Here is a 24,520-nt window from a genome sequence, read left to right as displayed (position 1 = left end):
TTTACAGTCAGGAACAATTTGGGTATATTGATTATGAATTCAACCTACATATAGAGACTGGAGAGTGCTTAACCTTGAAAAAATGGATCTCACCGGCGCTGCTGGTCATCAGCTTCATCCTCAGCGCCATAGGGCATTACGCGAACTGGGATCATACCCTTCAGTTCATATTGTCTGCCGTTTCGGTCATCTTCGTGGCCGGGTTCCTCGGCCGGGCCACAGAGAGTGTAGCCCACTATGCCGGACAACGGCTTGGAGGGTTCCTGAACGCAACCTTCGGCAATGCGGCCGAGCTGATCATCGCCTTCTTCCTGGTCAAGGAAGGATTGTTTGACATGGTCAAAGCAAGTCTGACCGGCTCCATCATCGGCAACCTGCTGCTCGTCCTCGGACTCAGTATTTTTGCCGGGGGCATGAAGTTCAAGGTTCAGAACTTCAATGTCACACTCGCTGGTCTGAACGGCTCACTGATGATCGTTGCGGTTATCGCCCTGTTCGTCCCCGCCATGTTCTTCAACACGCATTCCATCACCGAGAAAGACACCAATGTGCTTAGCCTTGTCGTTGCCGGCCTCCTGATTGCCGCCTACCTCGCCTGGCTGGTCTTCTCCATGATCACACACAAGAAATACCTGGCGGATGTTACAGACGATACTGCGGAAGAGCTGCCGAATGAGCATGCTCCTGTCTGGTCCCGGAACCGTTCAATCCTCTACCTGGTCCTTGCCACAGTCATGGTCGCCTTCGTCAGTGAGTGGCTGGTCGGCACGCTGGAGACTCTCACCGAACGCTTCGGCTTCAGTGAGCTGTTCGTCGGCGCATTCCTTGTAGCGATTATCGGTAACGCCGCAGAACACAGCGCTGCCATTATGCTCGCCATGAAGAACAAGATCGGCGCCGCAGTCGAGATCGCCGTAGGCAGCAGTCTGCAGATTGCCCTGTTCGTCGCCCCTGTGCTGATCTTCGCCAGTTACTTCATGGGCAACACCATGTCGATTGTCTTCACCACCATTGAGATTGTAGCGATTGCCGTATCGGTGTTCATCGCCAAATCGATTATTCAGGACGGCGCAACCAACTGGTACGAAGGTCTCCTGCTGCTGGCGGTCTATTTGATTCTCGGTGTATCGTTCTATCTGGTCTGAAACACAAAACTTATAAATAATTGTAAAAAAACGCACATGATCGACCCCCGGGTCTTTCATGTGCGTTTTGTTGAAAATATAAGAATTAAACGGTACCGTCCTTTAACAAGGACGGCAAAGCCGTTTCCACTTGATGACCGGGACTTACATCTCCCGTTCCTCAGCCTTCTTGTTCAGTGCCTCGTATAGTACAGCCAAATTACGTTCCAGCTTGCTCAGCACCTGCTTGCCGGTAAGCTCCGGTACCAGCCCCGCTCTGACCGCAAAATCGACCTCTCTGGAGAAGCCGTACATCTGGGTATCCAGCACTTCCTCATAGAGAGGGCAGTAACGGGTTGCCAAATTCTCCATCTGTACTTCAATGAGCTTCTGAATTTTATCGGCATCTTCTTGAAGAAGATTGATTGCTTTGATATTGAGCTGTTCCTGCAAATCCGATGAAGTCATGCATTTTCCCCCCCATGTCCAAAAGTTACAGCAGCGATTGCTTATTATTCTTAATATTAGTCGAAATTAGGACCTAATACAAGATTGCAGTTTGGGTTATTCCTGAAGTTCCTGCAAAATCACCTGGTTCCACAGCAAAGACGCCCAGCCGCAAGGCCGGACGTCTGAGAAGAAACTGGAATTACTCTGCTACTACTGTAAAATTCAAATTGTGTTTGGCGAAAACTTCACTCATGGCTTTCTTGGCTTCCTCGGCATCTGTGCCATGTACATGCAGCTCATAGCTTTGGCTGGATACCAGGGTGGTGAACAAGCCCAGGATGCTCTTCACATCAATGTACTTGTTGTCCGCTTGAAGAACGATAGATGAATTAAATTGGCTTGCTGTCTGTGCAATATCCACGATTGCCGCATTGTTGGACATAGGAATCCCTCCGCAACTTGATTATATACTTATGTTCACTTGTTACCAATTCCATGATACATTGAATCCGCTTACTCACGCAAGGTGTTTCTTGGAAACCGGCCTTTACGTGCTTTTGGAATCCGGCTTTTGTACCATTTTATTTCAGGTTCTCCGGATTCAGACCTTCCAGCTCCGGCACCACAAAAATTCCGTCCTTACGGATCAGCACATCGTCGAAGTAAATTTCGCCGCCGCCGTAATCAGGACGCTGAATCAGCACGAGGTCCCAGTGAATGGACGAACGGTTGCCGTTGTCCGTCACATCATACGCCTGGCCCGGTGTGAAGTGCAGACTGCCGGCAATTTTCTCATCGAACAGAATATCCTTCATCGGATGCAGAATATAAGGGTTGAAGCCGATGGCGAACTCACCGATATGGCGCGCCCCGTCGTCGGAATCCAGAATTTCATTCAACCGCGCGGTATCATTGCTGGAAGCCTCTACGATCCGGCCGTTCTCGAACGTAAACTTCACATTCTCGAAGGTCACCCCGTTATAGATCGATGCGGCATTATAGCTGATCGTTCCATTCACGGAATCGCGGACAGGCGCGCTGTACACTTCTCCGTCCGGGATATTTTTCTGGCCGGAGCATTTCTCCGCCCCGATTCCCTTGATGGAGAATGTAAGGTCTGTTCCGGGACCTGCGATACGCACCTTGTCGGTTCTGCGCATAAGCTCAGCCAGCGAATCCTGGGCTTTATCCATTTTGGCATAATCCAGGTTGCAGACTGCGAAGTAAAAATCCTCGAAGGCCTCAGTGCTCGTGTTGGCGAGCTGAGCCATACTGGCGTTAGGATAACGCAGCACCACCCATTTGGTGTGCTTGACACGCTGCTCGCTATGTACCGGGTGGGAATACAGGGAGTTGTAGAGCTTCATGTTCTCTTCCGGCACATCGGACAGATCATTGACATTCTCACCTGCACGGATGCCGATATAGCAGTCCATCTGCTTCATCCGGTTCAGGTCGATCTCCGCCCAGGTCTTGATGCCTTCAGGTGTTGCATATTTGAGCATACTGCGCAGAACAGTGCGGTCGGTCAGCTGCACAAATGCACGGCCTCCGGCCTTCCCCACTTCCTCCACAACGGCTTTGATCAAATCTCGTTCACTGCCGATCATTTCGACGAGCACATTCTCGCCGGGCTGTACGTTTACGGAGTAACCTACAAGGTTCGCCGCAAGCTTTTGAATCCGGGGATCATTCATCAGTCTCTCTCTTCCTTCCTCTTGCTGAAAATAAACATACCGTTATATTGTAGCACGCCTGTCATAGAGCGCAAGCCATCTGCGGGAAGGGAACCGCTCACTTATAACCATAGAAATCCACCTGCGTAATGTAGGCTTCTTCCGTGGTCGCACCGCCCTTTCCGGGGTAGGTTAGGGTGCGGTTCGAGGTCAGCCGGGTGGGCAGATTCCGCTTCGGGTCAACCTTAAGATAATATACCGTGCGGATATCCGCCTGGTTCAGCCTCTGCTGCAGCTCTGTCTGCTTCTGTTCCCACAGTGCGGTCTTAGCCGCAAGTGCCTTAGCCTGAGTGTCAGCAGGCGCAGCAGCACCTATTCTGGCAGCCGGCTTGATTGCCTGCATCTTCTGCGCAAGCTCTGCCGAGAGCTGTCTGCGCGCCTCCTCTGCCGTTAATTCAATCCGCAGGACCCGTGTCCCTCTGGCGCTGCCCGCTTCCTCCGTCACCTTCTTGCCCATCTTCTCCAGCTCCTCCAGCTGACGCAGCGGATTCAGCGCCTCCAGGGGATTACTGCCGGCCAGGGCCGGAGAGGCCTGCTTCATCGTCCATTTCCCGTCCTCCTTCACCATCCGGGTATAGTAGACGGGCGCATCTCCCGAGCCCTGCTCCAGAGAACGCGGACCGGACTCCGCCGCAGAAGCGGGATGTCCGCCGTCCGGCAGGAGCGAATAGAGGCTGACCCGGTTATGATCTGCTACCTTTCCCCCATAGTAGAGCGAGGATTCCGGGATCGTTTTCCCGTCGATCAGCAGGGCAGCCGCCCCTTCAAAGGACACCCCGTCAGTGCCATCCATCCCCGCCATTACCAGATTCAAATCCTCCGCAGCCGGTTTGTCCTTCACACCCGCGCACCCGCTGAATGCAAGGCTGGAGAGCATCAGCAGGGCAAGTGTTCCCGTGCGGACGCATTGTAAGTTCATCATGGCCATCAAGCCCTTTCCGCAAGAAAGTAGAGTGTACCTGTATTCTACCTAGGGTCTCCTTGAATGCAGGGCTTATACGCCGGATGACGCCCCCCCACAAAGCAGGCTTTTGCACAAAAAAATCCTTAAGGCCTAAGCCCAAGGATTCTTCGAATTATTCTCTACGGTTTTGTTATCGATCACTACCTGGTTGCGCCCGTTGTTCTTGGCTTCGTAGAGCGCCATATCCGCCCGGTAAAAGAGAGATTCGACACTGACCCGGTCATCGGTCCAGCTCCACTCGGCGACTCCGCAGGACACGGTCACACGCGGCTCTGTCTCTCCCATCACACGCTTGCGGATACGCTCCCCTACGAATACGGCCTGCTGCACCCCAAGCTGAGGCAGATAGACTGCAAGCTCTTCCCCTCCCCATCTGGCGGCGACATCCCCCTGGCGGATCGAGGTCTTCACGATGTCGCTGACCTGCTTCAGAATTTTGTCCCCCTTCTGATGTCCATAGGTGTCGTTCACCATCTTGAACTGGTCAATGTCCACCACGATCAGGGTTCCGCAAAAATCACTCGACTGCCGCTGCTTAATCTCTTCATCCAGATAGTGCCGGGCAAAAAGTCCGGTCAGCGTATCCCGGTTCGCCAGGCGGTGCACCTCGGCATGAAGCCTCGCATTTCCGACAGCCAGCCCGATATGACCGGCCATCGCCTGCAGCAGCCGGTAGCTGTCATAGGAGAAGAAGTGGGCCTGCTTATGCGCCAGCATAATGGCTCCCCGCACTTCTCCCCCCACATTCAGCGGAGTAGCGATCAGCGACTGTGAGCCGGTAGCATCCATCAGCGTCGAGGTCTGCCCCGCAGCATACTTGTAATCGGACAGCAGCAGCGGCTCTCCCGTAGCATAAACCTTACCGCCGAGTCCCTGACTGCCATCCAATATTTCACCCAGCAGCGGCAGATAATTGCAGGCGATTACCTCAAGCCCGCCGCGTTCTTCATTCTTATGGAGGATACAGCAATAATCCGCCTCGAACATTGCCAGCAGCTCTTCAAAAGCAAACTGGAAAATATCGCCGAGCCTGAGGCTCTGATTCAGCCGCTGGGTAAGCTCATTGCTCATGCGCAGCTCCCTGATCAGCTGGTTGGAGCGTTCATACAGCTTCGCATTCTCAAAGGCTGTACCGGCGGTATCCGCGACCATGGTCAGGAAGCTAAGATCCAGCTCATGGAAGGACGCTTTGTCCATAATCATATGAAACACACCGTATACCCCCTGCTTGCCGCCGAGCGGAAGCGCTACCTCAACCGTCCCGTTCTCATCACGCCCGGCATGAAGCGTGACCCGCCCATCCTTGAAGGCCCGGTCACAGACATCATTGCCTGCCCATGTCAGCGGAAGCGGCTTGACCTGAGGATGCGTGCTGCGGTGGTCCTGGGACATGAACAAATCAAGCCGCGCCCCCGGATACATCGCAGCGATACTGTCAATGACCTCCGTCAGCACGGCATCTACATCAATGTTGTCATGCATACGCTGGACAATCTGAAAAAGCAGCGAACGGCGGCTGCCCTCACGCTCGGCATGCAGATGAATTCCCGCAAGATCCGAGACAAACACATGCTCAAACCGGTGATAAAAGCAGGTCTGGAAATGCATCGACATCGCTTCAGCCGTATGCTTCCCGCCCGACTCGTACTGCTCAGCAGGCATTCTGCAGCCAAGCACGGCAAAGATTTCCCGGTGCCCGCGCGTAAATACCGGCAAAGCCAGAAGGGTATAGGCTTGTCCTTCCTCCAGAACCTCGGCGGCATACATCCCGCCTGTCTGCAGGCAGATTCCCGCCGCTTCTTCCCACTCTGCTCTCCAGCGCCCCTGCCGGAATTCAGAGCCGGGTTCAATCCAATCACCTTCATAATTCAGCACACACCAGCTCCAGGCCTTCGCGAAGGCGGGGACTCCCTGTCCTTGCCATTCCCTGAAGCTCTCGGCAATCAAGCTGGCGGCGTAGGGGAAATCGTGAGACACGATATCCGTCTCCTTCAGCCAGGCGGCGGGATCTACATCTTCTCCGCCGGATTGCCTCATGTCCTGTAACAGCATACGGCTGTCCCGATCCTTATGGCCGTATGCCTCCTGCTCTGACATAAAGAGGACCTCCTTTGCATCTTCAATCAGGCCAGACCGGAGTACGCCCCCTGATTCTATAGTAGAGACATTACCAATCCAGCGTAAATATAGTCAGGATATTTGAAATCACAGTTTTCCGATAACATCCAATTAGTTATATTTTACTCCCTTTCTTGAGGTATTGCATTATATTTTCCGCAAAACCGGGATTTTTTTTAGGACCAAAGAACTAACGACAAACATAGACAAAAACTCTTTTAAGTTGCGCTTGACTTTGACTGCCATTTTCATATAATATTTATTGTTGAACAAGACTGTAACAAGTCTTATTGGGCGTAACGTTGTGTCACCCTCTACGCATTTCGTTACTGCCAGGGCAGCGGCTGAACTTCCCTCGGCAGTGTGAAACCATTTAACGCTTTCACGGATACGAATTGCGGCGCAAATAGGCCCTACAATACATTTTTTCATTAAAAGGAGTCTACTATAATATGGCACGTTACACCGGACCTAAATTCAAACTCAGCCGTCGTCTGGGCATTTCCCTTAGCGGTACAGGCAAAGACCTGAAACGCCCTTTCCCACCAGGACAGCACGGCGCTAACCAACGCAGAAAAGTAAGTAACTACGGAATGCAGCTTTTGGAAAAACAAAAACTGCGTCACATGTACGGCCTGGGCGAAAAGCAGTTTAAAACTCTTTTCACTAAGGCACAAAAGCTCCAGGGTATTGCGGGCGAAAACTTCATGTTCCTGCTCGAAAGCCGCCTGGACAACCTGGTTTACCGTCTTGGATTCGCTAACTCCCGTGCAGGCGCACGTCAGTTGGTATCCCACGGCCACGTAACCGTTAACGGCAAAAAAGTCGACATCGCTTCTTACCGTGTAAGCATTGGCGACGTTATCGGACTCCGCGAAAGAAGCCGCGCTATGACTTCGATCAAGGAAGCTCTCGAGAACCGTAACCACCTTCCGGCTTACCTGGAATATGCTGACGGATCGTTCGAAGGCAAATATATCCGTTTGCCAGAACGTGCTGAGCTGTCCCAGGATATCGATGAGAAGCAAATCGTCGAATTCTACAACCGTTAAGATTCGCTTAGAGCGGAATCTGATCAAAGCTCCCGGATTTCTATCCGGGAGCTTTTTTTATGATAAGAATGTATATGTTTTTGGGCCCCCGCAAAGTTTTTGGGTCATCATCGCAAGTGGAAACGGCTTGGCCGTCTTTTTAGAGGACGGTACCGTTTCAACGAGAAATAGAAGGATAATTTATCGTGTGTAACATATAAAGTCTTATATTTAAGCAGAAGTCCCCACTTTGTGGGGTTATTTTAAAAATCCTCTCCGGCAGAAGCGCATTCAAAATCGCCAAATTGTGCTATAATAGTTCCGTTAAAAGGAGGATTATCGTCGATGGTTGAGGAGAAGAAAAAGAAGACCGCAAAACAGCGTCCACCGCGCAGATCCTGGCTCCGCAGGTTCGGTTCAGTTGTGAAGTGGATGTTCATACTCGGTATACTCGGCTGCCTGTTCGCCGGCGGCGCTGTAGCCGGCTACGTCACTTCAATAGTGAAGGACGACCCGGTCCGGCCCGAAGAACTAATCCAGCAGCAGGTTGGGCTGAACGCCATTACCGGCTTTGCCTATTTCAGTGACGGACAGCCGATCGGCCAGCTCCGCACAGAAGAAGACCGCAGACTTATTGAATTCAACGATATTCCGCAGCTTGTGATTGATGCCGTTCTCGCTATAGAGGACAATAATTTCTACAATCATAAAGGGGTGGATTTCAGCGGCACCCTGCGGGCCGTCAAGCAAAAGGTACTGAATGAATCCGTTCAGACCGGGGGCAGTACCCTGACCCAGCAGCTTGCACGGCGCGTGTTCCTGAACCTGGACCGTACGGAAGACCGCAAGGTGAAGGAAATCCTGCTCTCCCTGAGGCTGGAACGTTTCTTGTCCAAGCAGGAGATTTTAACGGCTTATTTAAATAAGGTTCCTTTCGGGAACGGTTCCAACGGCTATAATGTATTTGGTATCAAGGCCGCCGCCAAAGGCATCTTCGGCCTGGATGATCTGGAGAAGCTGAATGTGGCCCAGGCGGCGTATCTCGCCGGCTTGCCGCAGCTCCCTTCCAAGTATTCTGCGTTCAACGGCGTAGGCGAATTCAACGAGACGGCCTTCGGCCGGGCGATGGACCGCCAGAAGCTGGTCTTACGGCGGATGCTGGAGGAGAACAAGATTACCACTTCCCAATACGACGAGGCGCTGCTCTTCGACATCAAGAGCTCTCTTGCACCGCATACGAAGAAGGCCTATGCCACCTTCCCTTATCTCATGATGGAGACCGAACGCAAAGCGTCCGAGATCCTGCTGAAGCTGAACCAGGGCACGGCAGACAAGGCAGCCACTGCTAACGATTCCGCCCAGCTTCTGGAGGAAGCCCGCCAGCAGCTGATGACCGGCGGCTACCGGGTGTACACCACCATAGACAAGAAAGTGTACAGTGCGATGCACAGTGTCTCGGATGACAGCAGTAATTTCACCAAGGACAGCAAGGCTAGAGGCAAGGAACAGACAGCCGGCATGATGATCAACAATAAGACCGGCGCGATTCTCGGCATGATTGAAGGGCGCGATTTCAACATCGAGCAGATGAACTATGCCACCCAGATGATCCGCCAGCCCGGCTCTACCATGAAGCCGATTGCAGCGTACCTGCCTGCACTGGATGCAGGGCTCATTCAGCCTGCCGGCATTCTGGATGATGCGCCGATTGTCATGAAGGACGGGGGCAAAGGCTACCACATTCCCAAGAATGCCAACAACCGTTATCAGGGTCTGGTTACCGCCCGGTACGCCCTGAACAAATCCCTGAACCTTCCCGCCTTGAAGCTGTTCAACGACAAGGTGGGAATTGAGAAGGCCTGGGCCTTCTCCAAGAAGCTGGGGATTACCACCATCCAGGACAATGACTATAGCGCTCAGACCGGGGTTATCGGGGGGCTGCGTTACGGGGTATCCGTGGAAGAGCTGACTAATGCTTATTCCTCCATCGGTAACGGCGGTGCCTTCAATGATGCTTATATGATCGAGAAGATCGTGGACAGTCAGGGCAAAATCGTCTACCAGCATAAAGTTAACCCGGAACAGGTCTTCTCCAAGCAGACCGCTTATCTGATGACGGATATGCTGCGTACCGTAATTACTGACGGAACAGCAACTACAGTAAAGAGGAACTACAAGCATTTCAAGGAAGTTCCAATTGTCGGCAAAACCGGCTCCACCCAGAACTACGGGGATGTCTGGTTCATGGGCTATTCCCCGGATGTCACCCTTGGAATTTGGGTGGGCTACAAAGAGCAGGTCAATACCCTTCAGGGGGATACGCAGAAACGTCAGGCGCAGACCCTGTGGACCAAGGTAATGAATACAGTGATTGACAAGCGTCCCGAGCTGTTCACCACGAAGGAATTCGCCCAGCCGGAGGGTATTGTCAAGGCGACAGTCTCGGCATACAGCGGCAAGAAGCCTTCCAAGCTGACGGACAGATTCACAACGGATCTGTTCAACGCGAAATTTGTTCCTAAGGAGAGCGATGACGGAATCTCCAATGCCAAATACATCACTTATAACGGAGTGAACTACATCCCTCTTGAAGGAACTCCTGAGGATTTCTTGAAGGAGAAAATCGTAGTCAAGCGCGAGAAGCCGATTCAGGAGCTGGTCAAAGAGCTGCTGGCCGCCTTCCCGGCGATGAAATCGCATGAGTCGCTATCGTACTACATGCCGCAGGATGCCAAAACCGACTATCCGACCGAGGTCGATCCGCGGGTCGATGACGGCAACGGGCCAAGTGCTCCCGGTGAAGTCATGGTCTCCTACAGCACTGGCAAGGCTGTAGTTACCTTCACTCCAAGCGGTTCGCCGGATGTTGTCGGCTACCGCCTCTACCGTTCCCTGAACGGCGGATCTTTCCAGAAGCAGGCCGTTCTCGCGGCTGGAGAGAGCACCGTCTTCAGGCCGGGTACTCCGGCAGGTGCTAATGCTACCTTCTATGTGGCTGCCGTGGACGTAGCCGGACATGAGACTGCTTCCGGCAGTGTGGCTGGGGGCATTAAGCCGACACCGGAGCCGACGCCTACTCCAGAACAGACGCCGGACGCAGAGCCGACACCGGACGCCGGAATCATCCCGGACAGTACGGAAGACCCTGGCATGATCATTGTTCAGCCGCCTGCTGTGGATACTTCTACTCCATTAGGCGGTACCAATGCTGGCGGCGGGAATGCCGCTGGGAATACCGGCGGGAAGCCTGCAGGCAATGCCAACGGGAATACGGGCGGGAATGCCGGAGGCAGTACCGCTACTAACGCACCAGGCAACTCCGGACGTTAAGCTCATCAGGCAGACTTCAGTAAAAGCTTCAAAAGCCCGTTCCCCGGGATAAGGGGAACGGGCTTTTTTTATTCTGTTTAGTCTTCGATGGTAGACAGATCGCCTGCCGGAAGATGCAGCTCCCAGGCCTTCAGTACACGGCGCATAATTTTACCGGACCGGGTCTTGGGCAGCTTATCCTTGAACTCGATTTCGCGCGGTGCAGCATGGGCAGACAAGCCCGCTTTGACAAATGCCGCGATCTCTTCCTTCAGCTCAGCAGTTGGACTGTATCCATCCCGCAGCGAGATGAAGGCCTTGATGATCTCTCCGCGCATGACATCCGGCTTGCCGATTACCCCTGCCTCCGCGACAGCCGGATGCTCCACCAGCTTGCTCTCGACCTCGAAGGGTCCGATCCGCTCCCCGGAGGAGTTGATCACATCATCAATCCGGCCCTGAAACCAGAAATAACCGTCTTCATCCATGTACGCCGAGTCCCCAGAGATATACCATCCGGGAATTCGGAAGTATTCCTCGTATTTAGCCTGGTTATTCCACACTTTGGCCATCATAGACGGCCAGGGAGTGCGGATGGCCAGGTTACCCATGGAATACGGCGGCAGTACGTTGCCGCGGTCATCAAGGATAGCTGCTTCAATCCCCGGCAGCGGCCGTCCCATGGAGCCGGGCTTGATGTCCATTCCCGGGTAGTTGCAGATGAGCTGCGCTCCCGTCTCGGTCATCCACCACGTATCATGAATCCGCTGCTGATAGATTTTATCGCCCCAGCGCACGACCTCCGGGTTCAGCGGCTCGCCGACAGACAGCACATGACGCAGACTGCTGAGATCGATCCCCTCCAGCGTCTCCTTGCCAGCCCCCATCAGCATCCGGAAAGCCGTGGGCGCACTGTACCATACCGTCACCCCGAAGCGCTCGATCGTCTTATACCAATCCAGCGGACTGAAGCGGCCTCCCCGGACTACATTGGCTACTCCATTCAGCCAGGGAGCAAAAATTCCGTAAGAGGTTCCGGTCACCCAACCCGGATCGGCTGTGCACCAGTACACATCATCCGGCCGCAGGTCCAGAACTACCTTGCCTGTATAATAGTGCTGGATCATGGCTCTCTGCACATGGTAGATGCCTTTGGGCTTCCCGGTGGAGCCGGAGGTATAATGCATAATCAGTCCATCCTCCAGGCTCAGCCATTCCGGTTCCAGCTCGGCGGAGGCATCAGCCATTTCCGCTTCATAGCTCAGCAACCCCGCATCCTCATCAGCAGAGGCTCCGACTACAAAGATATGGCGGAGTCCTGGGAGCTGCTCCCGCTTCACCCGGTGCAGCAGCTCCGGCGTGGTCACCAGCGCCACCGCTCCGCTGTCCTCCAGACGGTCCTTGACCGCCGTCTCCATGAATGCCTCGAACAGCGGACCCGCCACTGCCCCCGTCTTCAGAATGCCAAGCAGGCTGAAATACAGCTCCGGAGTACGCGGCATGAAGATGAACACCCGGTCGCCTTTTCCGATTTCGTATTTGCGCAGTACATTACCGAACTTATTCGAGCGTTCCCTCAAGTCAGCGAAGGTGTACCGCTCCTCGCGCACCGCATCGCTGTAGATCAGTGCCGTAGCAGCCCCCCGCCCCTCTTCGACATGACGGTCTATAGCTTCATGTGCCATATTCACCTTACCGGTCCCATGCCAGGAGAAGCTGCGCTCGACATCCTCCCACCGGAATTCATCAACTGCCCGGGAATAATCCTCCATATTCGAATGCTGCACCCGGCCCGGTAAAATTTCGCCTTGAACTTGCCCCATTACTCTTGCCTCCCCTACTGGTTTGCTTTAAGCTTTAAGGGTACCCTCTAATTCTATTAATTCCGTCAATGCTCTAAATGTGAATATTCCGTGTCGGAATCAGTATATCACAGGAAGCGGTTACATTCCATATTATAGTGAACCGGAAGGGAGCCCAAGCATGGAGCACCATAAAATCCCTGTATCCCATACCATAGAGCATCAAGGCCGGCTGATTTCTGTCCGTGGACCCTTATCTCCCGAAACGCTCCAGACCTTAAGCATGCACCGCGATCTGGACGCCTTCCGTAAGCCGCAGGAGCAGCTTGAAGCCTTGATCGAGATATCTGGCTTGCCCGAAGGGCGCATCGTAGCAGCAGTGGTCTCAGACGTTATCGTGGGCTATGTTACTTTTCATTATCCGGATGAACTGGAGTTATGGTCTCAGGGCGGGATGGAGGATCTGATTGAGCTGGGAGCCATCGAAGTGGCTGACGAGTATCGCGGAAGCGGGCTTGCGAAGCTGCTGGTTGCAAGCGCTTTTGAAAAGGGACAACTGGAGAACTGCATCGTATTCACAACCGAATATTATTGGCACTGGGACCTCAAGGGGAGCGGCCTTAATGTATGGGAGTACCGCCAGATGATGGAGAAGCTGATGAAGACGGTAGATATGGTGTGGTATGCCACCGATGACCCGGAGATCTGCTCGCATCCGGCGAATTGCCTCATGGTCCGCATGGGCCAGGATGTGCCGCTGTCCTCCCGCGAGACCTTCGACCGGGTGCGCTTCAGACAGCGGTTTATGTATTAATTCAGGCGGCCTGCCTGCAGGTTACATAGCCTTAAGCATATGCTCCAGAATGGCATGGGAATGCTGCGAGGCCGTTACGGTGAACTCACTGTAATTCACATGGGCTGAGCCGTCGGCTTTGTCCGACATTGAACGCACGATTACAAAAGGGATCCCGTTCATATGGCAGACTTGGGCGACCGCCGCACCCTCCATCTCTGCACAGGCCCCGTCCAGCTGCTCACGCAGCATAGCTACTGACGCCCTGCTGGCAATGAATTGATCCCCGGACAGCACAATGCCTGTTACAGACTTCTGCTCCAGCTCTAGACAGGCCTCTTCTGCTAACTTCACCAGCAGCGGATCTGCCTGGAAGACGGAGATCTCCTGATACGGAATCACTCCTCTGGCATAACCGAGCGCTGTAGCATCCATATCATGCTGAATGCAGGAGGACGAAATCACAATATCTCCGATGTCCAGCTCAGGGTGCAGCGCCCCGGCCACACCAGTGAACAGCACCTGCTCCACGCCGAAGCTGTCCAGCAGAATCTGTGTGGTTACTGCGGCGTTCACCTTCCCTACACCTGATTTGCAGACTACAGCTGCCTTCCCGAACACTGTCCCTGCATAAAAGGTAATTCCGGCCTTCACCGTGGTCTGCCGATTCTCCATCTCTTCCAGCAGCAGCTTGACTTCTTCATCCATTGCGCCAATCAGACCCAATACTCCGCTCATTTCATATCCCCCTCGAACTTTGTGTCCGCAAACATAAAAAGCTCCCGAAGGAGCTTCTTAAGAAACCTATGTTCACGAGCTAAACGTACTGAACTTATTTGTTGACATGGTTGACAGACAGACGAAGAATGGTCTCATGCGGCAAAATAACCCGCGGATTCTCAACCGTCTCCTTCTTCATCAGCTTCGTCAGCAGTCTCATCGCTACAGCACCGAGATCATACATCGGCTGTGCTACAGTAGTGAGGAGCGGACGAACCATTGAAGCCATCCGGATGTTGTCTACACTGATAATCGAGAAGTCATCCGGCACCTTAAGGCCTTCGTCCTGAATACTGTGAATGGCGCCAATCGCCATCTCATCGGTAGCAGCAAAGATAGCTGTCGGCTTCTTCTTCAGACCCAGGAAGTACTTCATGGCTTCGACACCGGATTCGTAACGATAGTTACCGATGCGTACCAGATCCTCCTGATACTCGATACCTGCCGCCTCCAGCGCCTTCTTGTAGCCGTGGAACCGGGCATAGCCGTTCGCAGGGTCCTGCAGCGTACCGCTGATCATTGCGATCTCGCGGTGTCCGTGGCGGATCAGCGTATTCACTGCATCAAATGCAGCCGTCTCATGGTCGATATCCACGGAAGGATACGTTCCCTTCTCATCGCGGGTCGCACAGAGCACGATAGGCACAGCAGACGTCTGGAACGCCTGAATATGCTCTTCCGTAACGGTTCCGCCCATGAACAGCAGCCCGTCCACCTGCTTCTCGAGCAGTGTGTTAATGACACGAATCTCCTTCTCTTTACGCTTGTCAGCGTTACAGAGAATAATGTTGTAGTGATACATATTGGCAATATCTTCAATCCCGCGTGCAATTTCCGCAAAAATCGAGTTTGAGATATCAGGGATAACAACCCCTACGGTTGTCGTTTTCTTGCTGGCGAGACCTCTCGCCACCGCATTCGGACGATAGCCCAAACGCTCAATCGCTTCAAAAACCTTCTTCCGGGTCTGCGGTTTCACGTTGGGGTTATTATTCACAACCCGTGATACCGTAGCCATAGATACGCCTGCTTCTCGAGCTACATCGTAAATGGTTACCGTCAAATTACTCTCTCCATTGCGATAAATTTTATCGTTCGACTAATTAAAATTATGATACGACACTTTGTACAATTGTGCAATGATAACGCTTCATTTTCCTTTCAAAATTTCTTTCAAAGGTTGAAACGCCAGTCCTGGCGCGGCTTTGACGCCTTCCGCCAATTCCTGATCCTCCAATAGCTTCCAGTGGAAAGCCCTTAAAATTTCAAGAATTCTGTATGCTTTCTCTATCGTATCAAAAAGCGCGTGAAAAATCCAACATTCGTTGAAAGTTTTTCATTGTTTTTGCAGACTTTTTTTCAAAATGTCAAAAAATGCTCTTTATTTGGCACTTTCTGCCGAATGAGCCGTCAACTGGGAGAGCCGCAGGCCGATCTCTTCCATCCACTTCTTGTCGGACAGATCCGCCGCCGTGCGGTATACATCCAGCAGCAGATCAATCCGGCTCTGCATAGCCTTGCGGATAGCCTCCTCCAATTCCGGCAAGCCGCCGGCAAACAAGCCCGCAGCAAAGGTATCCTTCAGCACACTGGCCCACTCATTACGGTCCGCAAAGGACAGATGCAGCTTGCCCGCAGGGCGCTCTCCAAGCTCCCGGATCAGCAGGCCCAGGTCACGCTTAATAACCGGTAAGGGCTCATAACGGGAGCATTGCCCGCAGGTATATACAGGGACATTAGTAATTTTGATCTTCGCACTATAAATCAGCGTGTGCATATGTATGGTCATGATCCCGCCGCAGCCACAAGACTTCTTCATTAATTGTTCCTTATACATCTCCCACACCTCAGAATGATCTTTTAAAAACGCATAGCTTTGCCTTTTCCCTCTCTAGTATTCGACTTCATCCCCCTGAATCCCTGCTAGTTTGCATATCATGTTTTAATTGGCGATAGTAGTAGGAATTCCCATATCGAAAAGTGACTTCAACTGTCTCTTTTGATAGAATGACATAGATATCAGGAAGTTAAGCCGAAGGGAGCTGTACAGAATGAGACTGTCTGGTAAAAAAGTCATTGCTCTGGTGGACGATGAATTTGAAGACCTTGAGCTGTGGTATCCCGTATACCGCGTGCGTGAGGAAGGGGCCGAGGTACATCTGGCAGGCCTTGAGAAGGGCAAGACGTATGTAGGCAAATATGGTGTACCCGCCACGGCTGAATACAGCTGGGACGAGCTGAAGGCTGCCGATTATGACGGCATCCTCGTTCCCGGAGGCTGGGCACCCGACAAAATCCGCCGGTACAGCGCAGTGCTGAAGCTGGTGCAGGATTTCAATACTGCCAAGAAGCCGATTGGCCAGATCTGCCATGCCGGCTGGGTCTTAATCTCCGCCAAAATTCTCGAAGGCGTAACGGTCACCTCCACGCCGGGCATCCGTGACGATATGGAGAACGCCGGAGCCATCTGGAAGGACGAGCCGCTCGTCCAGGACGGACACATCATCTCCGCCCGCCGCCCGCCGGATCTGCCGCCTTACGGCAAAGCGTTCTGCGATGCGCTGGCCGGTGAGTAGCAGGCAACATTAGATTTGTTATAAACAACAAGCCCTGCCCTGTCGTCTGACAGGGTTCAGGGCTTGTTGCCGCTTTTGCTTTTATATGGGGGATTAGCGGATAGGGACGGATAGCTTTTCTTTGATCAGGGCAGGATACGCCTCAATAGTGAACGTCAGCGGCTGCGGGTATTTATTGCTGCCCAGACCCCGGTAGTACATGTGAGGGATGGACTTCGCATTCTCCGGCTCAGTGCGCTGCGGAATATCGAACTCAAATTTATCTGCTGAATGAACTGTACCTGCTCCATCGGTAAATGTTTGCCCCAGCATAAGGTCATTGTAGATACTGTTACTCTGTGCTTGAGAATCATATTCCAGCACCATCGTGGAGCCCTTCTCCGTGTTGTGAATGGACATTTGCAAATTCTGATCTGGAGCCTTAATAATTTGTTGCTTATCCGTATCAATAATTAATTGGGTTGCCTGCTTATCCAGCGCCAGAATTCCATTAATTTGCAGCTGGAGCGATTGTATCGAGCTCCTGTCGTTGGCAAATATCAGTCTGCCTCCACTGTCCGTAAAACTGGCGGCGCGTAAAGCCAGATACGAATAATCACCGCTGCCGCCTGCTAAGAACCCCGGTTTGTACATGGAGAAGATCTGTTTGGAGTTCAGCGGGTCGCAGGTATAGTCCAGATAAATGCCGGATGCGGCCAGATAGACCTCATTAATTTCAATTTTCTGACCGTCTATTTCCAGTGTTTTGTCTACATGTACGGTTTCTCCTGCCTTGGCGAGCTGCTCCTGGTCCAGCGGAAGAGCTACAGAAAATTTAGCGAGAGGGCTATCTGCTGAAGCTGGCGTGAACTGCTTGTACTTACCAAGCTCAAGCTCAAACTTAATTTGATCGGGAAGAGCGCCTGCATCATCACTCTCCCACTGCCTTACCTCATAACCGTAGGTTATACGTTTTGGGGAAATTGAATTATCAGGCCCCAGGGATGTATGCAAAGGATTTGAAACAGCTGATGTTAACTGAATATGTGCTACTCGGGCATTCTCGTCAGTCTTATTCTGCAATGAATATAAAATGATGATCCCCTTCTGATCCGCAGCAATTCCATCTACAGTCAGAACAAATCCGTTCTGCTCCGCAGTAACACCCGTGACGCGCTGTACAAGGCCATCCTCGATTGCCGAAGATACAGCGTTTGTGGTCATCACAGCTGGAATGTACTTTTCAAAGGGTCCGTAGCTCTGAAATATTGCTGCCTGATCCGGAGCGGCTCCCTGGGTCTTCAACACCTCACCCACCCGGGGAAAAGAGAACAACAGCACAATTCCAAGTACTGCCGCCGTTGTAGCCAGAGCATAACGCTTCCTTAGTGTCATAGAGCTTCTGCGAGAACGCGTTATGCCGTTGCGGATTGCCGTATTCAGCCGCATTTCCGGGATTTCCTCCGCTTCTGCCGACAGACTGTGGTAGTATTCCTTCAACAGCTCTTCTTCTGTATTGACCATTGCTATAATCCCCCTTTGATTCTCATTTTGTCTCGCAACTGCTTAAGTCCCTTGTTCAGCCAGGTCTTGACTGTTCCTTCAGGCTTGCCCAGCACCTCGGCAATTTCTGTCAGCGTCATATCCCGGTAGTACTTCAGTACAAGCACCTGACGGTATTTGGGCTTCACCGCTTCCAGAGCCTGCTCCATATCCAGCTTACGGTCACTGGTCATCTCCTGCAGTCCAGCGCTTGCCTGTTCCGGCACAGGAGCAGCCAGCCGCTTCCTCCGTTTCAGTTCGTCCTTGCAGCAGTTGATCAGAATCCGGGTCAGCCAGGGTGCGAACCGGTCCTCATCCTTCAGGCTCCCGCGCTTAACCCAGGCCCGGTATGTAGTTTCCTGAACCATCTCGAGTGCCTCCGCCTCGCTGCGCAAGTAGCTGTACGCAATACTGTAGAGTATTTTCTTCTGCTCCAGTACCCGGTTGATAAACAGCTGCTCCTGTTCATTCAAGTGGCGCACCTGCTCGCCTTCCCACGTATGCTCCATCCAGGCTTAGTCTCCCCTTTCTTTTTTGACTTCTGTATATACTGACTGTCCCGCAGCCCAAACGGTTTTACTTTTTTGCATGGCAGGCCTGTTCCCTCAGATCTCAAAACAAAAAGTCCGGTGTGTGGCCCCCTTGACCCTCACCCGGACTTTATTTAGATATTCTTGCTGCTTGTCCTTGAAAACCCGATACCGTTCAGCCGTTACCCGGCTATGATGTCTTCTCCTTGGAATCACCGCCGGCGCCCAGCGGGAATCCGCTCCGTGAGGCAAAAGCAGTAAGCTGCTCCTCCGTCTCAGAGCTGGTGCGGTTGCGGAAGCAGACCTTCGCAATCTCCCTGGCTTCAGAAGCCAGTGTGTTCAGTGTGCGGTGCTTCACCTTCAGCAAGGCTTGCGGTGACATGCTCAGCACATGGATCCCCAGTTCCAGCCAGAGCGGCAGTGAGCGCTCATCTGCGGCCATCTCACCGCATACACTGACATCGATGCCTACGCTGCGTGCCGCATCCACCGTCATGCGGATCATACGCAGCACTCCCGGATGGTACGGATGATACATATGGGCAATCTGCTCATTCATCCGGTCCACAGCCAGTACATACTGCACCAGATCATTCGTGCCGATACTGAAGAAGTCCACTTCCTCCGCCAGCAGGTCGGCAATCATCACTGCGGCCGGAACCTCGATCATTATACCTACCTTCATGTCGCGGTTATACGGTACACCCCGGCTGTCGAGCTCGCTCTTTACCTCGTTCAACACTGCTTTGGCCGCCTGCACCTCTTCGACAGAAGAGATCATCGGGAACATCATCCGGACATTGCCGTAATGACTGGCCCGCAGAATGGCTGTAATCTGGGTTTTGAACATGTCCTTGCGGTCCAGGCTGATCCGGATGGCCCGGTAGCCGAGGAACGGGTTCTGCTCCTCCGGCAGCTGGAAGTAATCCAGATGCTTGTCTCCCCCGATATCAAGCGTACGGATGACTACGGTCTCCTTGCCGACTTTTTCCGCAACCAGCTTATAGACTTCGAACTGTTCATCCTCTGTCGGAAATGTACTACGGTCCATGTACAGAAACTCTGTACGGAACAGTCCCACTCCCTCGGCCCCGTATTTCAGTGCCATGTTCAGCTCCTTCACGGAACTGATATTGCCAGCCAGCCGCAGAGACACACCGTCCTTCGTCACCGCTTCGACGGTTGCAAGCAGCTCCAATTGCTCCCGCTTCCGCTGCTGCTTCGCACGTCTGGTGTTGAAGTCCAGCAGTGTGGATTCATCTGGATGAATCATAACCGCCCCGGTCTCCCCATCGAGCACCAGCATGTCCCCTGTCTGGATAGGAGTCAGGATCTTGTTCTCCAGGCCTGCCACCAGCGGAATGCCGAGCGCACGGGCCATGATGGAGGAATGCGAGGTTTTGCCGCCCATCATCGTCACGATGCCCAGCACATACGCCGGATTCAAATGCGCCAGCTGTGAGGGGGACAGCTCCTTCGCTACCAGAATATACGGCTGGGTATCCGACGGCAGAGTGACCTCCGGCGCACCCAGGAGATGCTTCAGCAGACGGTTGCCGACATCCTTGATATCCACCGCACGTTCTTTCATATATTCATCGTCGAGCAAATCGAACATCGCCACGAAGTGGTCGATCGCTTCCTTGACCGCCACCTCGGCTGCCTTGTATTGGCGTTCGATAATGCCGCGGATTTCGCTCATGAACACCGGATCATCCAGGATCGCCAGATGGGCATCGAAAATGCTCGATTCCTCCGGTCCGACGACCTCACGGAATTCTTTTTTGATAAACTCGATTTCGTCCTTGGAGGTCCGAATGCCTTCGTACAACCGTTCGAACTCCTTAGCCAGATCCACCGGATTCACCTGAGTGTCCGGCAGACTCCATTCCCAGTTCGGCAAGACAAAGGCCTTCCCAATGGCAACACCTGCTGCGGCGCCTACGCCTTGTATCATGCTTCGATCCCTCCAACATTGCTTTCATGTAGTACCACGGACATGACGGAAGACTGCCCCTTTTTCACGTTTTTGAATGGCGCGTAGCTCCAGGATTTGACCCGGTCCGGGTTGGTAATCACCATCGGTGTCGCCAGCGAAGCGGCATGCTCCTTCAAGAAGGCCAGGTCAAACTTGACCAGCAGCTGCCCCGGCTCCACGCTGTCCCCTTCCTGTACAAGCGCCTCAAACGGCCCTTTAAGCTGCGAAGTGTCGATCCCGATATGCATGAGCACCTCCAGCCCTTCGGGCGTAGCAATGCCCACTGCGTGCATCGTAGGGTATACGTGCATCACCTTGCCGAATACAGGCGAGACCAGCTCTCCTTTTTCCGGGACAAAGGCCACTCCATCCCCCACCAGCTTCGCGGCAAAAATATGATCCGGCACCTCTTCAATCGGCATCATCCGCCCCTGGATCGGCGCACTGAACAGCACCTGCGGCAGATCGCGCAGCATCAGCTTGTCGATCTCTTCGCGGATCAGCTCCGAATACGTCCCGAAGACGACCTGCACATTGCCGCCGCCCAGCTTGATAATGCCTGCGGAGCCCAGCCCCTTAAGCGCCCCTGTATCTATGAAGCGGTCATTATGCACCGTTAATCTCAGCCGGGTGATGCAGGCCTGAACCTGCACAATATTCTCCTTGCCGCCCAGCGCCTCCAGAATCAGCGGAGCCTGATACGGGATATTGCCCGCCCAGTCGCCCAGCTCAGAGCCTTCCTCACGGCCAGGGGTAGGAATTTGAAACCGGCGGATCGCCCAGCGGAACACGTTGTAATACACAATGCCATAGCCGATCCCGATCGGAATCAGCAGCCAGGCCCGCTGGGACAGATGCATGTTGAGGAAGAAATCGATGGTCCCCGCCGAATAGGAGAAGCCGTGATGAATCCCGAGCGAGTAGGTCAGCACCATCGCCAGCCCGGACATAACCACATGCAGCGCAAACAAATACGGCGACGCGAACAGGAAGGCAAATTCAATCTGCTCCGACACACCGGTCAAAAAGCACACTAAAGCTGCACGCAAAAAAGTCTTCTTGATCTTGGGCTTGAGGTCCTCGCGCGCTTCCTGAATGATTGCAAAGGCAATTGCGGGCAGGGCGAACATCATAATCGGGAACAGTCCGGCCATGAACACACCCGCTGTAGGATCACCGGCAAAAAAGCGCGGCAAATCCCCCTGTACGACTGCACTGCCGTCAGGCGTCGTAAAGGAGCCCAATTGGAACCAGAACACATTATTCAGAATATGGTGCAGGCCAAAGGCCGTCAGCACCCTGTACAGCACCCCGTAGACGAACACTCCATAGCCGCCGGTCACCTGCACTACCCTGAACAGCTCATTGAGCAGCTCCTGTAGTAGCGGAGACACTCCGAGCATGACCCAGGCGAACAGCGCCGAGAATAAGCCCATGAACAGCAAAACAAAACGCGACCCGCCAAAAAACTGGATCGCCTCCGGCAGCTTGATATTCTTAAACCGGTTATGCGCTACACCGGCTACAATCCCCAGGATAATCCCAATTAATGTTACAGGCTGTACAGCCCCGTCTCCCATGTTGGACACAATCCGGTCATAAGTGAACATCCCTGCGAGTGCGGCCAGTCCGGCCGGTCCGGCCTGATTGGACAACCCCCACGCCACACCGACAGCAAACAAATAAGGCATGAAATAGAATATTCCTTGCCCCGCGTACGTCGTCACTTCGGATACCGAAGAAAGTCCCCATGCAGACCACGGTAAGCTGCCCAGACTCAGCAGAATCGCTGCCGCCGGAAGCACCATGGTAGGAAGCATAATGGCTCTGCCCAACTGCTGCAAAGATCCGAGCCAATTCAAGGCGACCCTCTCCTTTCTTTCTATATTGAATGGTAAGCGTTACAGCAGTTTTTGTCAAAAGAATCTGGGCGTGGGATCGGGGGGCCGTCCTCTTCATGACTGGAACAAGTTCAACTAGTACGATACGATAGCCTGATGGGCTCCTCTGACCTCTGCTTGAAAGCGGACCATAGCATCCAGCTAAGAAATGAGCCGTAATTGTATTTTGTACATTAGATGGACCGCAATTCCGCTCTAAGGAGCGATCTATTGCACTTCGTACATTAGAATTCTCAGAATCCGACCAATTTCAGCCTAAACTCAAAATTCTACTGCACAAAGTGCAATAAAGCCTTATAAAAGTGGTTCTTTACTGGAATCTAATGTACAAAGTACAATCACCTTGTCCATACATTCAAAGTAATATCCAGCCACCTACCAACAGAACCACATAGACCACAAGTGTCATATTATAACGCACAAGGTGCTCCTTTAATACGATTTAACTATACTTTATAACCATGAAGGGGCGGACAGCTGAGCTTATTCACCAGGTCTGATCCTTATGCATGGGTCTGAGTTCATAGGATCTTATCCCTCTTCCACCAGCAACAGGCTGGAGCAGTCCTTTCTCGCTCAGAACGCTCAACAGTTTGCGTGCCGTTCTAAAGTTAATCTCGAAATAATCCGTTACATCTTTAGGACGAAGTGGTCTGCCCATCTGCCAGGCTAAACGTAACACGTCTTTTTCTCCAGACAACAGTTGTTCTCCGGCCACCCTGCTCCGCGCCAAATACGGCGCCAGCGCCAGCTGCAGCAGCATCCGGCACACTTCGGGACGCTGCTGGATGTCGTCGAACGAGAAGTGCAGCATCTTCCAGCCCATCCCGGTCAGGAAGGTGTCCCGGTTAAGCGCATAGTTGAACTTCTCCCGGTCCATATCCTTGATATGGCTCTGATAGCCGTCACACTCAATCCCGAAGCGGGTCCCGTTCTGCGGCAGAAAGGCAAAATCCAGAAACTGCGATTTCCGGTTCCAGTCATACACCTCATATTCCGGGTGCAGCTGCTCCAGTGACTCGAATAGCGGCCACCATACATTCTGCAGAAATAGCTTCTCAGCATAGTTATGTCCGCGCAGCAGCCTCCCGCGCCGTTCACCCGTTCTTACAATCGTATGTGCCTCCATAAAGTTGCTGTGTGCCTGCTCAAATTCCATATCTACTTCCCCCTCCCTGAAAATACAAAAACGCCCTTTCCCCATTTAAAATGGAGTAAAGGACGTTCTTCGTCTGTGTCAAGTATAGCAATACTTATTAGTAAAAACTAATCGAGAATGCAGCAACCAGGTCTGAGGTACGTTTATAGCTCTGAACTACAAGTATATCCGGATCTGTGTACCTGATCATGCATACGATTCGTCTTACCCCCGGCTCCGGCCCTTCATCGTGATCGCTTCCTCCACCTTGATGCAGCGGTCCATGATTGCGATCATATGATTTGCAGCGGCAATGTCCGCCGCCTCCTCGCTGATGATCCCCTGCTGCAGCCAGAGAACACGCGCGCCGATATCAGCAGCCTCCTGAGCTACAGCTGCGCAGTATTCGCTGCGGCGGAACACATTCACAATATCCACCGGCTCCGGAATCTCCGCCAGCGTATGGTAGCATTTCTCGCCCAGGATTTCCCCGTCTACTAACGGATTGACCGGAATGATCCGGTAGCCCCGGCTCTGCATAGCGCCTGCAACCATATATGAGGTGCGGTCTGTTTTGTCGGATAGGCCAACAACAGCGATATTGCCTGCCGCAGCCAGAATCTCGCCGATTTCTTCCCTGCTTGGGTTCTCAAAGCTCATGTCCTATTCCCCTTCCGTCTGATTTCTTCCATGCCCTCCGCAGCATTACTGCCGCTTAAGTCACAGTTTTATCATTTTCAGCAACAACTACATCATACAGCGCTGCGCC

20 protein-coding genes are annotated in these 24,520 nt (G+C 53.0%); 5 read left to right on the top strand and 15 right to left on the bottom strand.

From position 1 onward, the window contains the following. The first annotated feature begins 74 nt into the window (after window positions 1-74). Window positions 75-1,145, top strand: coding sequence for a calcium/proton exchanger (cax, locus tag NYE26_RS11830; RefSeq protein ID WP_076074340.1), 1,071 nt, complete (start codon window positions 75-77; stop codon window positions 1,143-1,145). A gap of 144 nt (window positions 1,146-1,289) precedes the next feature. On the opposite strand, the gene NYE26_RS11825 is transcribed toward cax, so the two are convergent. From NYE26_RS11825 to NYE26_RS11805, 5 genes are all read right to left on the bottom strand, one after another. Further along, window positions 1,290-1,592: a YlaN family protein gene (locus tag NYE26_RS11825; RefSeq protein WP_036695007.1), complete on the bottom strand. Its 303-nt coding sequence runs from the start codon at window positions 1,590-1,592 to the stop codon at window positions 1,290-1,292. A gap of 181 nt (window positions 1,593-1,773) precedes the next feature. Then, window positions 1,774-2,016 carry an HPr family phosphocarrier protein gene (locus NYE26_RS11820; RefSeq protein ID WP_036695008.1) on the bottom strand — a complete coding sequence of 81 codons (243 nt, stop codon included), beginning with the start codon at window positions 2,014-2,016 and terminating at the stop codon, window positions 1,774-1,776. Between the two features lie 139 nt (window positions 2,017-2,155). Further along, the gene (locus tag NYE26_RS11815) at window positions 2,156-3,271 is read right to left on the bottom strand and encodes an aminopeptidase (RefSeq protein WP_036729456.1); all 1,116 of its coding nucleotides are present in this window, start codon (window positions 3,269-3,271) and stop codon (window positions 2,156-2,158) included. 97 nt (window positions 3,272-3,368) lie between these two features. After that, window positions 3,369-4,232, bottom strand: coding sequence for a hypothetical protein (locus tag NYE26_RS11810; protein ID WP_155991624.1), 864 nt, complete (start codon window positions 4,230-4,232; stop codon window positions 3,369-3,371). Window positions 4,233-4,364: 132 nt separating this feature from the next. Further along, window positions 4,365-6,371: a sensor domain-containing diguanylate cyclase gene (locus NYE26_RS11805; RefSeq protein WP_036729461.1), complete on the bottom strand. Its 2,007-nt coding sequence runs from the start codon at window positions 6,369-6,371 to the stop codon at window positions 4,365-4,367. A 473-nt stretch (window positions 6,372-6,844) separates the two neighbouring features. On the opposite strand from NYE26_RS11805, the gene rpsD reads away from it, so the two are divergent. Together rpsD and NYE26_RS11795 are read left to right on the top strand one after the other, a co-directional pair. After that, complete coding sequence (rpsD, locus tag NYE26_RS11800) at window positions 6,845-7,444, top strand: 30S ribosomal protein S4 (RefSeq protein WP_036729464.1); 600 nt, start codon at window positions 6,845-6,847, stop codon at window positions 7,442-7,444. A gap of 324 nt (window positions 7,445-7,768) precedes the next feature. Further along, on the top strand, window positions 7,769-10,753 hold the full coding sequence (locus NYE26_RS11795; protein WP_339255997.1) for a transglycosylase domain-containing protein: 2,985 nt from the start codon (window positions 7,769-7,771) through the stop codon (window positions 10,751-10,753). Between the two features lie 77 nt (window positions 10,754-10,830). Here the strand turns inward: NYE26_RS11795 and acsA are convergent, their stop codons facing one another. Then, entirely contained in the window at window positions 10,831-12,555 is a 1,725-nt protein-coding gene (gene acsA, locus NYE26_RS11790) for an acetate--CoA ligase (protein ID WP_339255995.1), read from the bottom strand. Window positions 12,556-12,715: 160 nt separating this feature from the next. On the opposite strand from acsA, the gene NYE26_RS11785 reads away from it, so the two are divergent. After that, window positions 12,716-13,348 carry a GNAT family N-acetyltransferase gene (locus NYE26_RS11785; protein ID WP_339255994.1) on the top strand — a complete coding sequence of 211 codons (633 nt, stop codon included), beginning with the start codon at window positions 12,716-12,718 and terminating at the stop codon, window positions 13,346-13,348. Window positions 13,349-13,369: 21 nt separating this feature from the next. Here NYE26_RS11785 and NYE26_RS11780 read toward each other — a convergent pair whose 3' ends face one another. The 3 genes from NYE26_RS11780 to NYE26_RS11770 all read right to left on the bottom strand — a co-directional run bounded on the left by NYE26_RS11780 (window position 13,370) and on the right by NYE26_RS11770 (window position 15,926). After that, a complete protein-coding gene (locus NYE26_RS11780) occupies window positions 13,370-14,065 on the bottom strand; it encodes a 5'-methylthioadenosine/adenosylhomocysteine nucleosidase (RefSeq protein ID WP_339255992.1) in 696 nt (231 codons plus the stop codon). 94 nt (window positions 14,066-14,159) lie between these two features. After that, entirely contained in the window at window positions 14,160-15,170 is a 1,011-nt protein-coding gene (gene ccpA / locus NYE26_RS11775) for a catabolite control protein A (protein ID WP_036695017.1), read from the bottom strand. A 318-nt stretch (window positions 15,171-15,488) separates the two neighbouring features. After that, complete coding sequence (locus tag NYE26_RS11770) at window positions 15,489-15,926, bottom strand: hypothetical protein (protein WP_339255990.1); 438 nt, start codon at window positions 15,924-15,926, stop codon at window positions 15,489-15,491. Window positions 15,927-16,158: 232 nt separating this feature from the next. On the opposite strand from NYE26_RS11770, the gene NYE26_RS11765 reads away from it, so the two are divergent. Then, window positions 16,159-16,683 carry a type 1 glutamine amidotransferase domain-containing protein gene (locus NYE26_RS11765; protein WP_036729480.1) on the top strand — a complete coding sequence of 175 codons (525 nt, stop codon included), beginning with the start codon at window positions 16,159-16,161 and terminating at the stop codon, window positions 16,681-16,683. Window positions 16,684-16,776: 93 nt separating this feature from the next. Here NYE26_RS11765 and NYE26_RS11760 read toward each other — a convergent pair whose 3' ends face one another. The 6 genes from NYE26_RS11760 to NYE26_RS11735 all read right to left on the bottom strand — a co-directional run bounded on the left by NYE26_RS11760 (window position 16,777) and on the right by NYE26_RS11735 (window position 24,411). Beyond that, window positions 16,777-18,186, bottom strand: a complete 1,410-nt coding sequence (locus NYE26_RS11760; protein WP_339255988.1) for a DUF4179 domain-containing protein — start codon at window positions 18,184-18,186, stop codon at window positions 16,777-16,779. Between the two features lie 2 nt (window positions 18,187-18,188). Continuing rightward, window positions 18,189-18,713: a sigma-70 family RNA polymerase sigma factor gene (locus NYE26_RS11755; protein ID WP_339255986.1), complete on the bottom strand. Its 525-nt coding sequence runs from the start codon at window positions 18,711-18,713 to the stop codon at window positions 18,189-18,191. Window positions 18,714-18,924: 211 nt separating this feature from the next. After that, entirely contained in the window at window positions 18,925-20,691 is a 1,767-nt protein-coding gene (gene ptsP / locus NYE26_RS11750) for a phosphoenolpyruvate--protein phosphotransferase (RefSeq protein ID WP_036729485.1), read from the bottom strand. Next, window positions 20,688-22,574, bottom strand: a complete 1,887-nt coding sequence (locus tag NYE26_RS11745) for a glucose PTS transporter subunit IIA (protein WP_339255984.1) — start codon at window positions 22,572-22,574, stop codon at window positions 20,688-20,690. The genes ptsP and NYE26_RS11745 overlap by 4 nt, the downstream gene beginning before the upstream one ends. Window positions 22,575-23,100: 526 nt before the next feature. Beyond that, on the bottom strand, window positions 23,101-23,772 hold the full coding sequence (locus NYE26_RS11740; protein ID WP_339255982.1) for a hypothetical protein: 672 nt from the start codon (window positions 23,770-23,772) through the stop codon (window positions 23,101-23,103). A gap of 204 nt (window positions 23,773-23,976) precedes the next feature. Continuing rightward, a complete protein-coding gene (locus tag NYE26_RS11735; RefSeq protein WP_036729492.1) occupies window positions 23,977-24,411 on the bottom strand; it encodes a CoA-binding protein in 435 nt (144 codons plus the stop codon). Window positions 24,412-24,520 lie beyond the last annotated feature (109 nt).

Origin of the sequence: Paenibacillus sp. FSL P2-0136, assembly GCF_037975325.1 — a bacterium.
GTDB classification, from domain to species: domain Bacteria; phylum Bacillota; class Bacilli; order Paenibacillales; family Paenibacillaceae; genus Paenibacillus_AQ; species Paenibacillus_AQ silagei.
Note: the sequence above shows the minus strand (reverse complement) of the source record. Positions and strands in the feature narration are given on the sequence as shown.